General features: G+C 65.4%; 9 protein-coding genes and 1 pseudogene. All 10 read left to right on the top strand.

The genetic code is table 11. The features are described from left to right. Window positions 1-8 precede the first annotated feature (8 nt). The 10 genes and pseudogenes from ACV17W_RS20230 (at window position 9) to ACV17W_RS20185 (ending at window position 15,412) form a co-directional block, all read left to right on the top strand. Window positions 9-1,298: an acetyl-CoA C-acetyltransferase gene (locus tag ACV17W_RS20230; protein WP_462594148.1), complete on the top strand. Its 1,290-nt coding sequence runs from the start codon at window positions 9-11 to the stop codon at window positions 1,296-1,298. After that, window positions 1,295-3,265, top strand: coding sequence for a 3-hydroxyacyl-CoA dehydrogenase NAD-binding domain-containing protein (locus tag ACV17W_RS20225; RefSeq protein WP_462594147.1), 1,971 nt, complete (start codon window positions 1,295-1,297; stop codon window positions 3,263-3,265). Before ACV17W_RS20230 ends, ACV17W_RS20225 begins: the two co-directional genes overlap by 4 nt. 82 nt (window positions 3,266-3,347) lie before the next feature. Then, complete coding sequence (locus ACV17W_RS20220) at window positions 3,348-4,616, top strand: OmpP1/FadL family transporter (RefSeq protein ID WP_462594146.1); 1,269 nt, start codon at window positions 3,348-3,350, stop codon at window positions 4,614-4,616. A gap of 69 nt (window positions 4,617-4,685) precedes the next feature. Then, a complete protein-coding gene (locus tag ACV17W_RS20215; protein ID WP_462594144.1) occupies window positions 4,686-7,079 on the top strand; it encodes a 3-hydroxyacyl-CoA dehydrogenase/enoyl-CoA hydratase family protein in 2,394 nt (797 codons plus the stop codon). Window positions 7,080-7,104: 25 nt separating this feature from the next. Continuing rightward, window positions 7,105-8,301, top strand: coding sequence for an acetyl-CoA C-acyltransferase (locus tag ACV17W_RS20210; protein WP_462594143.1), 1,197 nt, complete (start codon window positions 7,105-7,107; stop codon window positions 8,299-8,301). A gap of 7 nt (window positions 8,302-8,308) precedes the next feature. After that, window positions 8,309-8,827: a DUF4442 domain-containing protein gene (locus ACV17W_RS20205; protein WP_462594142.1), complete on the top strand. Its 519-nt coding sequence runs from the start codon at window positions 8,309-8,311 to the stop codon at window positions 8,825-8,827. A 17-nt stretch (window positions 8,828-8,844) separates the two neighbouring features. Next, window positions 8,845-10,512, top strand: a complete 1,668-nt coding sequence (locus ACV17W_RS20200) for an AMP-binding protein (RefSeq protein WP_462594141.1) — start codon at window positions 8,845-8,847, stop codon at window positions 10,510-10,512. 244 nt (window positions 10,513-10,756) lie between these two features. Next, window positions 10,757-12,811 carry a TonB-dependent siderophore receptor gene (locus ACV17W_RS20195; protein WP_462596598.1) on the top strand — a complete coding sequence of 685 codons (2,055 nt, stop codon included), beginning with the start codon at window positions 10,757-10,759 and terminating at the stop codon, window positions 12,809-12,811. Window positions 12,812-13,023: 212 nt separating this feature from the next. After that, window positions 13,024-14,533: pseudogene (locus ACV17W_RS20190) on the top strand (NAD-dependent succinate-semialdehyde dehydrogenase). Between the two features lie 60 nt (window positions 14,534-14,593). After that, the gene (locus ACV17W_RS20185; RefSeq protein WP_462594140.1) at window positions 14,594-15,412 is read left to right on the top strand and encodes a phytanoyl-CoA dioxygenase family protein; all 819 of its coding nucleotides are present in this window, start codon (window positions 14,594-14,596) and stop codon (window positions 15,410-15,412) included. Window positions 15,413-15,425: the final 13 nt, after the last annotated feature.

Genomic DNA, 15,425 nt, shown 5'->3' with positions numbered 1-15,425 from the left:
AGGCCGCCATGGCATTCACCCCTATCTATGTCGTAGACGGCGCACGCAGTCCGTTCCTGAAGGCACGCAACGCTCCGGGGCCCTTCGCGGCGTCCGACCTTGCCGTGCAGGCCGGCCGCGCCTTGTTGCTGCGGCAACCCTTCCAGCCCGACGACCTCGACGAAGTCATCGTGGGATGCGCGGCGCCGTCCGCTGACGAAACCAACATCGGCCGGGTCATTGCATTGCGGCTGGGATGCGGTCACCGCGTGCCCGGCTGGACCGTCATGCGCAACTGCGCCTCGGGCATGCAGGCCCTGGACTCCGCCATTGCCAATATCCACACAGGACGCGCCTCATTGGTGCTCGCGGGCGGCGTCGATGCGCTGTCGCGCGCGCCACTGCTCGTGTCCGACGACATGACGCGCTGGCTCGCCGGCTGGAATGCGGCCCGCGGCGTGGGCGGCCGCCTCGCGGCATTGCGCGGATTTCCCTGGCGCGGACTGGCGCCTGTCATCGGACTGCTCAAAGGACTCACCGACCCCGTGGTAGGCCTCTCCATGGGCCAGACCGCCGAGAATCTGGCCACACGCTTCGGCATCAGCCGCGGCGCCATGGATGCCTACGCCGCGCGCAGCCATGCCCGCGCACTGGCGGCCCGGGCGCAAGGCGCCTTTGATGAAGTGGTTCCGCTCATCGATGCGAAAGGCAAGCTGTATCCCCACGACGACGGCGTGCGCGACGACTCCACGCCTGAACGGCTCGCGAGGCTGCGGCCGGTGTTCGACAAACCCTGGGGCAACATCACCGCCGGCAACAGTTCGCAGGTCACGGATGGCGCGGCCATGCTGCTGCTGGCCTCGGAAGACGCCGTGCGGCGCTGGAACCTGCGTCCGCTGGGCCGCATCGTCGATGTGCAATGGGCGGCACTGGACCCGGCAGAGATGGGCCTGGGGCCCGTGCACGCCGCCACGCCGCTGCTGCAGCGCAACCAAATGACACTGAATGATCCCGACTTGTGGGAAATCAACGAGGCGTTCGCCGCGCAAGTATTGGGCTGCCTGGCCGCATGGGAAGATGAATCTTATTGCCGCGCGCAGCTGGGCACGCCTGCCTGGGGCACGCTCGATCAATCCCGGCTCAATGTCGACGGCGGCGCCATCGCCATGGGGCATCCGGTCGGCGCCTCCGGTGCGCGTATCGTGCTGCACCTGCTGCACGCCCTGCGCACCCGGGGCCTGCGGCGCGGCGTAGCGGCCATCTGCATCGGCGGCGGACAAGGCGGCGCAATGCTGGTCGATACCGAGGCCACACCATGACCCATCCTGCCCTCACCGAACTGCGCCACTGGCATCTCGAACACCGGGCCGACGGCCTGGCCTGGCTTACTCTCGATCGCGCGGACAGCGCTGTCAACGCCCTGTCCGCCGACGTAATGGCGGAACTGGCTACGGTGCTCGACACCTTGCAGGCCCGGCCGCCGGCCGGCCTTGTCATCCGCTCGGGCAAGCCCGCCGGCTTCATCGCCGGTGCCGATGTCGACGAGTTCTCCCGACTGGCTACCCCACAGGATGCGCAGGGCCTGGTCGAGCGCGGCTGGCACCTGTTCGACCGCCTGGCCGCCGTACCCTACCCCACGCTCGCCCTGATCCACGGACATTGCCTGGGAGGCGGACTCGAGCTCGCCCTGGCATGCCGCTACCGGCTCGCCATCGACCAGCCCGGCACCTCGCTGGCCCTGCCGGAAGTCATGCTGGGCATTTTCCCAGGCTGGGGCGGCATGCGCCGCCTGCCCGCCCTGATCGGCGCACCCGCGGCCCTCGACATGATGCTGACTGGCCGCCCTGCCGACGCCCGCCGCGCCGCCGCGTTGGGTCTCGTCGATGCCCGCGTGCCGCCTCGGCTGGCCGAACAGGCGGCCCGCGAACACGTCCGCAGCGGCAAGCCTGCGCGCCGGGCGCGCGGACTGGCCGCCCTGACCAATCGCTGGCCGATCAAGCGGCTGGTGGCCCGCCGTGCACGGCAGCAGATCGCCGCCAAAGACCCGCAACAGCACTATCCCGCTGCGCCAGCCATCGTCACGCTCTGGGAGCAACACGACGGCAACGCCCTGCAGGCGCCAGAGATCGTGCAGCGCATTCTCACGTCTGGCGCCGCGCGCAATCTGCTGCGCGTCTTCCGACTGCAAGAACGGCTGAAAGCCTACGGCAAGCAAGCGGGCGTCCCACCCGTTGCGCACGTCCATGTAGTGGGAGCTGGCACCATGGGGGGCGATATCGCCGCCTGGTGCGCGCTGAAGGGCCTCACCGTCACTCTGCAAGACCAGGACGCCGCGCGTATCGCGCCGGCCATCGGCCGCGCGGCGCGCTTGTATCAGCGTAAATTGAAAGACCGCCGCGCCGTGCGCGCCGCGGCCGACCGGCTCATCCCCGATCCACAGGGCCATGGCGTGGCACGCGCCGACATTGTGATCGAGGCAATCAGCGAAGTGGCCGAGGCAAAACAGGCGCTATACCGCACGCTTGAGCCGCGCATGAAGCGCGATGCCTTGCTGGCCACCAACACCTCCAGTCTGTCGCTGGCCAGCCTGCGCAATGGGCTTGAGCGCCCCGGCCAACTGATCGGCATCCACTTCTTCAACCCGGTCTCCAGAATGCCGCTGGTTGAAGTCGTGCAGGCCGGGCCTGACGAACACGCCTCGCAGGCTCGGGCCTGCGCTTTCGTGGGCCAATTGGGCAAGCTGCCGCTGCCCGTGCGCGACGCGCCGGGCTTTCTGGTCAATGCGGTGCTGGCGCCATACCTGCTCGAAGCCATGCGCTGTGTGGACGAAGGGTTGGCGCCTTCAACGGTCGATCGCGCCCTGACGGATTTCGGCATGCCCATGGGTCCGCTGGAGCTGGCCGACACGGTGGGCCTGGACATCGCGCTTGCCGCCGGGCGCGAGCTCGCCGGACAATCCGAACCCCCGCGCTGCCTGGCCGAGCGCGTCGCCGCCAATGACCTCGGGCGCAAGACCGGCCGCGGCTTCTATGTCTGGAAAGACGGCAAACCCCGCAAGAGCGCACCGGGCGAGCGCCCCGCCGGCCTGGCCGGGCGACTGGTGCGGCCCCTGATAGATCGCACGCAACAACAAGTCGACAACGGGGTGGTGGCCGACGCCGATCTCGCCGATGCCGGCGTGATATTCGGCACGGGATTCGCGCCGTTCACCGGAGGGCCGCTGCACTATCGCGGGGCCGCGCGGCCCGCGCCCTCTGCCGCTCAACCCCATCCTGGAGGGACCTGATTCCAACTGCACGACCTCGCACTGATTCCACGTCCGTTCAGCCTGACCAAGGAGGAGACACATGAGTAAGGCATCGTGGGCTATGAGCACAATGTCGGCCGCCATCGCGGCTGGCGTTGCGGGTACCGTCAACGCTTCGGGGTTCCAGTTGCTGGAACAGAACGCCAGTGGCCTGGGCAACGCCTACGCCGGCTCGGCTGCCGTCGCGGATAATGCCAGCACTATTTATTTCAACCCTGCGGGCATGACGTATCTGCCGGGGCTGAGCGTGTCGGCGGGCGTCAATGCGATCAGGCCGTCGTTCAAGTTCCGCGACAACGGCAACAGCCGCAACCCGCTCGCGCTGGGAGGCGGAGTTCCCACCGGCGGCAACGGTGGCGATGCCGGCAACCTTGGCATTGTGCCCAATGCCTATGTTTCCTGGCAGCTCAACGAACAATGGTATGTAGGCCTGGGTGTGGGGGCCCCCTTCGGCCTCATGACCGAGTACGACGACGACTGGGTAGGCCAGTACCATTCCACCAAGTTCGATATCAAGACCATCAACATCAATCCGTCGATCGCATACAAAGTCAACGATCAGTTCTCGATGGGTTTCGGCGTCAACTGGCAGCACATCGACGCGCAGTACAAGAAAAAGGTGGTGGTGCCGGTGTCGCCCATGGGGCCGTTCCTGCCGGGCGACGCCGATCTCAATCTTGATGGCGATGCGTGGGGCTGGAACGCCGGCCTCATGCTTCAGCCTTCGGAAGACACGCGCATCGGGCTGTCCTACCGATCAAAGATCAAGCACACGGCGCGCGGCAATACCGACATCGACGGCTATGCGCCGGGCCAGTCTTTGTCATACGACGCGAAGGCCAAGGTTTCGCTGCCCGACACGCTCATTCTCAGCGCCCTGCACCGCCTGAACTCCCGTTGGGAACTGCTGGCCGATGTTTCCTGGACTGGCTGGAGCAGCCTGCCCAAGCTCACCATCGACAACGATGGTGGCCCAACGGATACGCTGCCGCTCGATTTTCGCGATTCGTGGCGTATCGCGCTGGGCGCAAACTACCAGTTCGCCCCGCAATGGAAGTGGCGTTTCGGGGTAGCCTGGGACCAATCCCCCGTCCATAACCCGTCCGACCGGCCTACCTCGCTACCCGACACCGATCGCTGGTGGTTCTCCACGGGCGTACAGTATCAGGCAGGCAAAGACACCACGATCGATGTGGGCTATACCTACCTGTATTTGCGGGATACAGATATCGACACCGACTCCGGTGACCCTCTGACCCGCGGACGGGTAGCTGGCGACTACCGCAGCAAGGGCAATATCCTGGGTGTCCAGGTATCGACTCGGTTCTAGGCTCGCGCCAGGCCGCCGCGGCGTCCCCGCTCGCCCGGCGGCGGGCGCCGTCCCAATCAGGAGATCGCTTTGAGCAGCAAGTTCAACGTCAAACACGCCGCCGTCCTGGGCGCCGGCGTCATGGGCGCACAGATCGCCGCGCACCTGGCCAACGCCGGCGTGCCGGTCCGCCTGTACGACCTGACCGCCCAGGAAGGCGATCGCAATGCCATCGCGAACAAGGCGCTCGCGGGGCTGACGAAGCTCGAGCCCGCGCCGCTGGCCAGCCCATCCAGACTCGCGCTGATCACGGCCGTCAACTATGACGATCACCTCGATCTTCTTGGCGACTGCGACCTCGTCGTCGAAGCCATCGCCGAGCGCATGGACTGGAAAACCGCGCTCTACGAGCGCATCGCCCCTTACGTGGCCGGGGACGCCATCCTGGCCTCGAACACGTCGGGCCTGTCGATAGGCGAACTGGCCGATACCTTGCCCGAGGCATTGCGGCCCCGCTTCTGCGGTGTGCATTTCTTCAACCCGCCGCGCTACATGCGGCTCGTCGAGCTCATCGCCACGCCGCACACGGGCGCCGATGTGCTCGATCACCTCGAAAGCTGGCTGACGACCCATCTGGGCAAAGGCGTCATCCGGGCCCTGGACACGCCCAACTTCATCGCCAATCGCATCGGGGTGTTCTCCATCCTGGCGGCCTTGCACCATACCGAGCGGCTGGGCCTGGGATTCGACGAAGTCGATGCACTGACCGGCCCCAGGATCGGCCGTCCCAAGAGCGCCACGTATCGCACCGCCGATGTCGTGGGCCTGGACACCCTTGCCCATGTCGTGGGCACCATGCGCGACAAGTTGCCCGACGACCCCTGGCACCGCCACTTCCAGATTCCGGCCTGGCTGAAGGCGCTGATAGATAAAGGCGCCCTGGGCCAGAAAAGCGGCGCCGGGGTGTATCGCAAAATGGGCAAGGAAATCCAGGTGCTGGATCTGTCCGGAGCTGACTATCGGCCTTCAGCCGGCGCGGTCGCAGAGGAAGTCGACGCCATTCTGAAGCAGCGGGATCCCGCACAATGCTTCGCGGCATTACGGGCCAGCCAGCATCCCCAGGCACAGTTTCTCTGGAGCCTGTTCCGAGACGTTTTCCACTACAGCGCCTTCCAGCTCGAGCACATCGCCGACAACGCGCGCGACGCCGACCTGGCCATGCGCTGGGGCTTCGGTTGGGCGCAAGGCCCGTTCGAGACCTGGCAGGCCGCGGGCTGGCAACCCATTGCCGCCGCCGTGGCCGAAGATATCGCCGCCGGCCGCGCCATGAGCAGCGCGGCGCTGCCGGCCTGGGCCGCCGACCCAGCCCGTACGGGCGTGCACGACGCGCAAGGCTCATACTCGGCGCGTGCCCGGAAGCAGCAGCCCCGTTCCACGCTGTCCGTCTACCAGCGCCAGTTGTTTCCCGAACGCCTGGCCGGCGAGCCGCCCGCCACGCGAGGCGCCACGCTGTGGGAGAACGAAGGGGTGCGGCTGTGGCACCTGCCCGAGGTCGACGAAAAAATCGGCATCCTGTCGTTCACCTCCAAGATGCACACCATTGGCGGCGAAGTGCTCGACGGCGTCCTGCACGCGGTTCAACAGAGCGAACAGGCCCTGGATGCATTGGTGCTGTGGCACGAGGCTCCGTTCGCCGTAGGCGCCAATCTTGCTCAGGTTGTCCAGGCCTGCGAAGAGGGTCACTACGATCTGCTGGAAGCCACCGTCGAGAAATTCCAGCGCGCCTCGATGGCGCTGCGCTACGCACGCGTACCCACGGTCGCCGCGGTGCAGGGCATGGCACTGGGAGGCGGATGCGAATTTCTGATGCATTGCAGCCATCGCGTGCTTGCGCTTGAAAGCTACATCGGTCTGGTCGAGGCCGGTGTAGGCCTGGTGCCCGCGGGCGGCGGCAGCAAAGCCCTTGCCGTCCGCGCCGCGGCGCTCGCGGCCGTCACGGCCACTCCCGGCGAAGTGTTCCCCTACCTGCAGCCGGTGTTCCAGAACATCGCAACCGCCCAGGTCGCCAAGAGCGCCCTGCATGCCATCGACATGGGATACGCGCAGGCACACGACGCGGTCGTCTTCCATCCGGATGAACTACTGTGGGTCGCGATGCGGCAGGCCCGTGCGGCAGCCGATATCGGCCACGTGCCGCCAGTACGGCCACAACGCATACCCGTGGCCGGCCGCACCGGCATCGCGAACTTCGAGATGATGCTGGTGAACATGCGCGAAGGCGGCATGATCAGCGCGCACGACTACCAGGTGGCGCGCAGCGCTGCTGTCGCTCTGTGCGGCGGCGAGATCGATGGCGGCACCCAGGTCGATGAGACCTGGCTGCTCGCCGTGGAGCGCCGCGAGTTCGTGAAGCTGCTGCGCACGCCCGAGACCCAGGCCCGCATTCGCCATACCCTGGAAACCGGCAAACCTCTGCGCAACTAGTCCTCACAGGCATTAAGGAATCTTCATGAGCAAACAGATCCAGGACGCCTACATCGTGGCCGCCACGCGCCTGCCGGTGGGCAAGCGCAACGGCATGTACCGATCGACGCGGCCCGACGACATGCTGGCCGCCGTGCTGCGCGCCGTGCTTGCGCAAGTGCCCGCGCTGGACCCGGCGCGGGTCGAGGACGTGATTGCCGGGTGCGCCATGCCCGAGGCAGAACAAGGCATGAACGTGGCCCGCATGAGCCTGCTGCTGGCCGGCCTTCCCGACAACGTGCCCGGCGTCACACTGAACCGGTTCTGCGCCTCGGGCCTGCAGGCCGTCGCAGACGCTGCCGCCCGCATACGCCTGGGCATGGCTGACGTGATCATCGCCGCCGGCACCGAGTCCATGAGCGCCATGCCGCAGATCATGGGCAACAAGGTCGCCATCAACCCCGAGATCTTCGCCCGTGATGAAAATCTGGGCATGGCGTATGGCATGGGTCTGACCGGCGAAAAAGTGGCGGCCCGGTGGAAGGTCTCGCGCGAAGACCAGGACGCCTTCGCGCTCGCCTCGCACCAGAAGGCCTGCGCCGCCATCGCGGCCGGACATTTCCAGGCCGAGATCACGCCCTATGAGGTGATACGGCACTTGCCCGGTTCCGACGGAAACGCCCGCATCACCGAGCGCGTTTGCGAGCACGACGAAGGCCCGCGGGCCGATACCAGCGCGCAGGCGCTGGCCAAGCTGCGCCCGGTCTTTGCGGCGCGGGGCTCGGTCACCGCAGGCAACAGCTCGCAGATGTCCGACGGTGCGGGTGCCGTCCTGATGGTTTCCGAACGCGTCGTGCGCGAACTGAGCCTGGCGCCGCTGGCACGGTTCGTGGGCTTCTCGGTCGCCGGCGTGCCACCCGAAATCATGGGCATCGGCCCCAAGGTGGCCATTCCCAAGGCATTGGCGGCCAGCGGCATCGCGCAGCACGACCTCGACTGGATCGAACTGAACGAAGCCTTTGCCGCGCAATCGCTGGCGGTCATACGCGACCTCGACCTGGACCCGGCCAAGGTCAACCCGCTGGGCGGCGCCATCGCACTGGGCCACCCCCTGGGCGCCACCGGCGCACTGCGCACGGCCACGCTGGTGCACGGCCTGCGGCGCACCGGCGGCAAGTACGGCATGGTAACCATGTGCGTGGGCACCGGCATGGGCGCGGCGGGTATCTTCGAGGCGCTGTAACCCTATCGTGAAGCCTTACTGGATCAAGCGGCTGCCGCCTGCATGGCGGGCCCGGCTCCTGCGCGCGGGCTTCAATCTGCATCCTGCGTTCCGGGCCACGGGCGGCCGCGTCGTCTATGTATCGCCCGATTTCCTGCATTTGCGGGTGCGGCTGCGGCTGTCGCGCCGTACCCGCAACATTGTCGGGTCGATGTACGGCGGTTCGCTGTTCGCTGTCACGGATGGCGCCCATCCGACCCTGCTGATGGCCTCCCTGGGCCCCGGCACCATCGTCTGGGACAAGGCTGCCGCCATACGTTTCCGCAGGCCGGCATATGCCACCCTGTACGCCGATTTCCGCATCGATGCCGGCGACCTGGCTGCCATTCGCGCAGAGCTCGCGCTTCACCATGAAACCACTCGCGTATACGAGGTCGAACTGAAGGACCAGCACGGCATGGTCTATGCCGTGGTCGAGCGCACCCTGTATATCGCGGATAAGCAGTTCTACAAAAACAAGGTGCGCGGTTCGCGCACCGTCGCCTGAACGGCCGGAGGCTCGCCATGGAACGCATCTGGCTCAAGCATTATCCGGCCGGCGTCCCGGCCGATATCGACATTTCCACGCACGGATCGTTGCTGGACGTCTTCAATGACAGTTGCGCGCGCTTTGCCGATCGCCCGGCCTACACCAGCCTGGGCACGACGATCACGTACGCGCAGCTGGACCGGTGGTCGCGTGAATTCGCGGCATGGCTGCAGGGCAGCGGAATGCGCCCGGGCGATCGCCTGGCATTGATGCTGCCCAATCTTCTGCAGTATCCGGTGTGCCTGTTCGGTGCGCTGCGCGCGGGCTGCGTCGTGGTCAGCTGCAATCCACTGTATACCGCCCATGAGCTGGCGCATCAGCTCGGCGACGCGGGCGCGAGCGCCATCGTGATCGCCGAGAACTTTGCGCATACGCTGCAGCAGGCATTGCCCCACCCTGGGCTGGAGCATATCGTCGTGACGTCGGTGGGAGAACTGCTGGGGCCGCTGAAGGGCCTGGCCGTCGACTTCGCCTTACGCCATGTGAAGCGCAAGGTGCCCCGCTGGGTGCTGCCCGGCGCCGTGCGCCTGGGCCAGGCCCTGGCCTCGGGCCGCCGCCGCGCACTGCAGGCGGTGACGCTCACGCACGCCGACCCCGCGTTCCTGCAGTACACCGGCGGCACTACAGGCGTGGCCAAGGCCGCGGTGCTGACCCATGGCAACATGCTGGCGAACCTGTTCCAGGCCCACGCGTGGGTGCGCCCGCTCATACGCGAAGGCCATGAATGCATCGTGACGGCCTTGCCGCTCTACCACGTGTTCGCATTGACGGCCAACTGCCTGTTGTTCCTGAAGGTGGGGGCACGCAACCTGCTGATCGCCGACCCGCGCGATCTGGCGGGCTTCATCAAAGCCCTGCGCCGTACTCCGTTCAGCGCCATCACAGGCGTCAACACCCTGTTCAGCGCACTGGTCAACCACCCTGATTTCGTGCGTCTGGATTTCTCGGGGTTGCGCATGACCCTTGGCGGCGGCATGGCAGTGCAGCGCGCCATTGCCCAGCGCTGGCGCGAAGTCACTGGTGTGTCCTTGGCCCAGGCGTACGGCTTGACCGAAACGTCGCCGGCCGTGAGCTTGAACCCGCTGGATGTCGCGGATTTCACCGGCTCGGTCGGCCTGCCCGTGCCCTCTACCGACCTGTCGGTGCGCGATGAAGCGGGCCGCGAACTGCCAATAGGAGAAACCGGTGAACTCTGCGTGCGTGGCCCGCAAGTGATGGCCGGATACTGGAGGCGTCCCGACGAGACCGATCGGGTTTTCCATCCCGATGGCTTCTTGCGCACGGGCGACCTGGGATACGTGAACGAACAAGGCTTTGTTTTTCTCGTCGACCGCATAAAGGATCTCATCCTGGTGTCGGGCTTCAATGTGTATCCCAACGAAGTCGAGGATGCTGCGGCGCTGCACCCTGGCGTGCGCGAGGTCGCGGCAGTGGGCGTGCCCGACCCTCGATCGGGCGAAACCGTGAAGGTGTACGTAATTCGACGCGATCCTTCTCTTGATGCCGACACCCTGATCGCGCATTGCCGCCAGCACCTCACCGGCTACAAGGTGCCGCGGCACGTAGAGTTCTGCACCGAGCTGCCCCGCACCGCCGTCGGCAAGATCTCGCGGCGCGCGCTGCGCACGCCCCGCGCTTCCTGAGCCGGAAAGGCTCGGTTCATCAGGGCGCGGGCTGCCGGGCAGCGCTCCGAACACCACAGCACCGATACGCTGCCCCCGGGCGGTCCCGCGCCGTGCCGGGTGTCGCCTCGCGCCGCGATCCCCTATAATCCGGAAAATTATCAAGAATCATTCGTATTCTTAATAACCTTAACACGCGAGGAATCCCTTGAAACTCCGAACGCGCAAATCGTCCGTACGCAAGGCGCCCGCCTTGACCCTCTTCATGCTGGTCGCCGGCGTATCCACGCACGGCGCAAAAGCGCAGGAAGCCGCCGTCGAAAACACGGCTACCTTGCCTGCGGTGCGTATCACGGGCAGCCAGGAAACGGCCACCGGTCCGGTCGCGGGATACGTTGCGCGGCGTAGCGCCACCGGCACCAAGACCGATACCGCGCTTCGTGAAACGCCCCAGGCCATTACCGTGATCACGCGCGACCAGATCGTGGACCAGGGCGCGCAGAACGTGCAGGATGCGTTGAACTATGCAGCCGGCGTGCGCCCGAACGCTTACGGGGTGGACAACCGCGCGGACTACGTGCGCGTACGCGGGGTGGAACCGGTTCAGTATCTGGATGGCCTGCGCCAGTTTTTCAGCTACAACAATCCCCGCACCGACATCTACGCGCTGGAGCGCATCGAAGTGCTGCGCGGCCCCTCTTCCATGCTGTACGGGCAGGGCAGCACCGGCGGCGTGCTCAACCTGTTGAGCAAGCGGCCCCAACCCGAGGCGCAGCGCGAAATCGGCGTCATCTTGGGTAACCACGACCGCAAGGAAATACAGGCCGACCTGACGGGGCCTCTGACCGAAGACGGCCAATGGCTATACCGCGTGGTGGCCGTCGCCCGCGATAGCGGAACGCAAGTACAGCACGTGTCGGATGACCGTCTGCTGCTGGCGCCATCGCTGACATGGCAGCCCAGCGCGGCGACCTCGCTGACCCTGCAAGGCTATTTCCAGAAGGACAAAGCCGGCACGACGCAGTCGTTCCTGCCCTGGAGCGGCTCGGTCAGCGGCAATCCCAATGGCCAGGTGCCCACGCGGCGCTTCGTCAGCGAACCTGGCTTTGATGCCTACGACACCGAGCAATTCAGCGTGGGCTGGCTGTTCGAGCACAAGTTCAACGACCGCTGGACGGTGCGTCAGAACTTCCGCAATACCATCAGCAAAGTCGATTACAAGTCGATGTACCCCGATGCGTACTCGAATACGCAAGCTCCCTACATCGATCCCGAGCAGCAGACGCTCAACCGCTACTGGTATGTGAACAAGCCACGCATGCGCACGCTGCTGGCCGACCAGAACCTCGAAGGCAAGGTGAACTGGGGAGCCACCGAACACACCCTGCTCTTCGGTGCCGACTACAGCCGCTATCGCGAGACAGGCGAAGAAGGTTCCGGATTCGGCACGCCTCTCAACGTCTATCACCCCGTATATGGCAACATTCCCGATTACGAGGCGCTGGACAGCCCCAAGACCAAGCAGCAGCAACTTGGCTTCTATGCGCAGGACCAGATGCGGTATCGCAACTGGGTGTTCCTGGCCGGCATCCGCCACGACCGCGCAGAAACCGAAATCGAGGGCAGCGACCGTGAATCGGACAACGCCACCACTAAGCGGTTTGGGCTCTTGTACGCTGCCGATAACGGCCTTTCCCCTTACATCAGCTACAGCGAATCGTTCACGCCCATCGCCGGCAGCGACGTAAACAGCAGCCGCTGGAAGCCGATGCGCGGCAAGCAATGGGAACTGGGTTTGAAATACATGCCGCCGGATCGCGATCTGGAAGCCACTGCGGCCATTTACGATCTGCGCGAGAAGAACCGCCAGGTGCCGGATCCGTCCAATCCGAACAACCAGCTCCAGACCGGCAAGACCGAGACCCGCGGGGTCGAGCTTGAAGTGCGCGGCCGCGTGACCAAGCAGCTGGACGTCATCGCGAACTACATTTACACCGATATCGACCCGGCCCTGGAGGGCGTGCCCAAGCATATGGCGTCGTTATGGAGCAAGTACCGATTCAATGTCGCGGGCAGGTCGGGATTTTCGGCGGGCGCAGGGGTGCGCTATCTCGGCGCCTTCACCGACGGTGGCGCTCCTGAAACGCCTTCGGTCACGCTTTTTGACGCAATGCTGGCGTACGACAGCGGCACATGGCGATACGCGCTCAACGTGAACAACATTGCAGACCGCACCTATGAGGTTACTTGCCTGCGCCGCGGGGATTGCTTCTACGGCCAACGGCGCACCGTGACTTTGAGCGCCGCCTATCGTTTCTGAGCCGCAGGCCTGCCGCCTGGCCCCTGCCGCATCCGCGGACCTGGTTTTTTCCATGAGGCCGACCCCACAAGGGTCGGCCTCTCGCATTCCGGACGCGGCGGCAGCGGCGGTGGAAAAATCACGCTCCTAGGGTTTCTACCGATTACGGCAAACTGTACACAGAATATTATTCACCTCGTGATGCAGTTAAACGCCGCCATGGAGCCCCCTAGATGTCCAGCCAGCCCGTCATTTCCGCTAATCCCGCCCCCCCATCTCTCGGCCATCCGCTTCGGCACACATACCTGCTGCAGACGGGCGGCTTCGTCGGCGGTCGCTGGCAGACCGGGTCCGCTGGCGCACCGCTACAGGTGACCAACCCCGCCACGGGACAGGCGATCGCCGCCGTGGCCGTTACCTCAGAGAATGGCGCCCGTGAGGCAGTGCAGGCCGCAAGCGATGCCCAGCCCGGCTGGGCGGCCCTGCCCGCCAAGGAGCGCGCGGGGCTGTTGATGGCCTGGCATGCACAAATACTTGCCCACGCCGACGACCTGGCCATGCTGATGACGCTGGAGCAAGGCAAGCCGCTGGCGGAAGCGCGCGGCGAAGTCCTGTTCGGCGCCAGCTTCGTATCCTGGTATGCCGAAGAAGCCAAGCGTCCACGGCGAGGTACTGCAGACCTACAGCACCGATCGCCGGGTGATGACCTTGCGTCAGCCCGTGGGCGTGGTCGTCGCCATCACGCCCTGGAATTTCCCCAGTGCGATGATCACCCGCAAATGCGCGCCGGCCCTGGCTGCGGGATGCACCATCGTGCTCAAACCGTCAGAAGAAACGCCGCTGTCGGCCATTGCACTCTGCGTTCTGGCGCAACGAGCCGGCATCCCCGACGGCGTAATCAACCTGGTGCTGTGCTCCCGCGAGAACGTGGCAGATATCGGCCGCATCTTGCTGACCGACAGCCGCGTCCGAAAGCTGTCGTTCACCGGTTCCACAGGCACTGGCAAGGCCTTGATGCGGCAGGCGGCCGACAACGTGCTCAAGGTCAGCCTGGAGTTGGGCGGCAACGCCCCCCTGATTGTGTTCGAGGATGCCGACCTGGATCGCGCGGCCGACGGCGCGCTGGCCAGTAAATTCCGCAACATGGGACAGACCTGCACCTGCGCCAATCGCATCCTGGTACAGCGCAGCGTGTACGACGCTTTCGCCACCAGGCTGGTCGAGCGCGTGCGCGGCTTGAGGGTCGGGGACGGCATGCAACCGGGGGTCACGCAAGGCCCGCTGATCAACCGGCAGGCCATCGACAAGGTGCGCCAGCATGTGTCAGACGCGCTGGCCCTGGGCGCCCGGGCCGCCATAGGCGGCGAAGCCGACAGTCGGGGCGGCCTGTTTTTCCAGCCCACCGTACTGCTCGACGTCACGCCCCGAATGCGCATCTGCCACGAGGAAACGTTCGGGCCCGTGGCGCCGCTGATCGCCTTCGATACCGAAGAAGAAGCACTGGCAATGGCCAATGATTCCAGCTACGGCCTCGCGGGATATTTTTATACCCGCGATCTCGCCCGCGCGCTGCGCATGGCCGAACGCCTGGAACTGGGCGCCGTGGGCATCAACGAAGCCGTCATCTCTTCGGAAGCCGTACCCATCGGCGGCGTGAAGCAGTCCGGCATCGGCCGCGAAGGCGCGCACCACGGCATCGACGAATTCCTTGAAACCAAGCAAATCACTATCGGGGCTTTGTAATCTGACTGGCCTGTACGGCTGCACTCGCTTTTCTTCTCAAACTTATGAAGGACGTTTGCCATGTTGACCGCTGAACAAATTGATTTCTATGACGAACACGGGTTTCTCGTGCTGCGTGACCTGTTCTCCCCTATGGAATTGAGGGCCTTGCAGGAAGATGCGCTCGTGCTGCGCAGCGACCAGCGCGGGCATCCGGACGCCAACGTGCTGGAAAAAGACGGGCAGACCGTACGCGCGGCCTGGGCCGTGGAGCTCGATTCGGAGGCGTGCGCCCGCGCGTACCGCCTGCCGCGCCTGCTGGGAGCGGTGAAGCAGTTGCTGGGACCGACCTACTTGTATCAGTCTCGACTGAACTACAAGGCCGCCGGCACGGGCGACATCTTCCAATGGCACCAGGACTACGCGAGCTGGGTACACGACGGCATGCCGCACGGAGGCCATCGCGACATGCTCACCGCGTTGATCACGCTGGACGACTCAACACCGGAGAATGGGCCCTTGAGATTCGTACCTGGCTCGCACAAGCATGGATTGATCGAGGCGTTTTACGACACCACCACCACCAGCTATCCGCTGCACATCGTGCCCGATGAATATCTGGCCGAGCACTTTTCGCAGACGCCGATCTATGAGTGCACGTTCCCGGCCGGCACGGTCGTGCTGTTCTGCGGCAACCTGGTGCACAGCTCAAAGGAAAACCGTTCGCAGCAGGGGCGCCGCAATCTTTATTTTGCCTATAGCCGTGACGGCAATCGCCCGACCGGCACGGCGACACGGCAGCACAAGAACGCCTACATCATGAATCCCGCGCCTTACGTGCTGCAGGAAATCGACGACGACAGCCTGGCCGACTACGCTCGCGGCCTGCTGCCCGCCTGATGTCGCCACCATA

The sequence above is a fragment of the Bordetella sp. MIP270_01_BMS genome, from assembly GCF_054958705.1.
The sequence above is the reverse complement of the archived record's forward strand: the minus strand, read 5'-3'. Positions and strand labels throughout refer to the sequence as shown.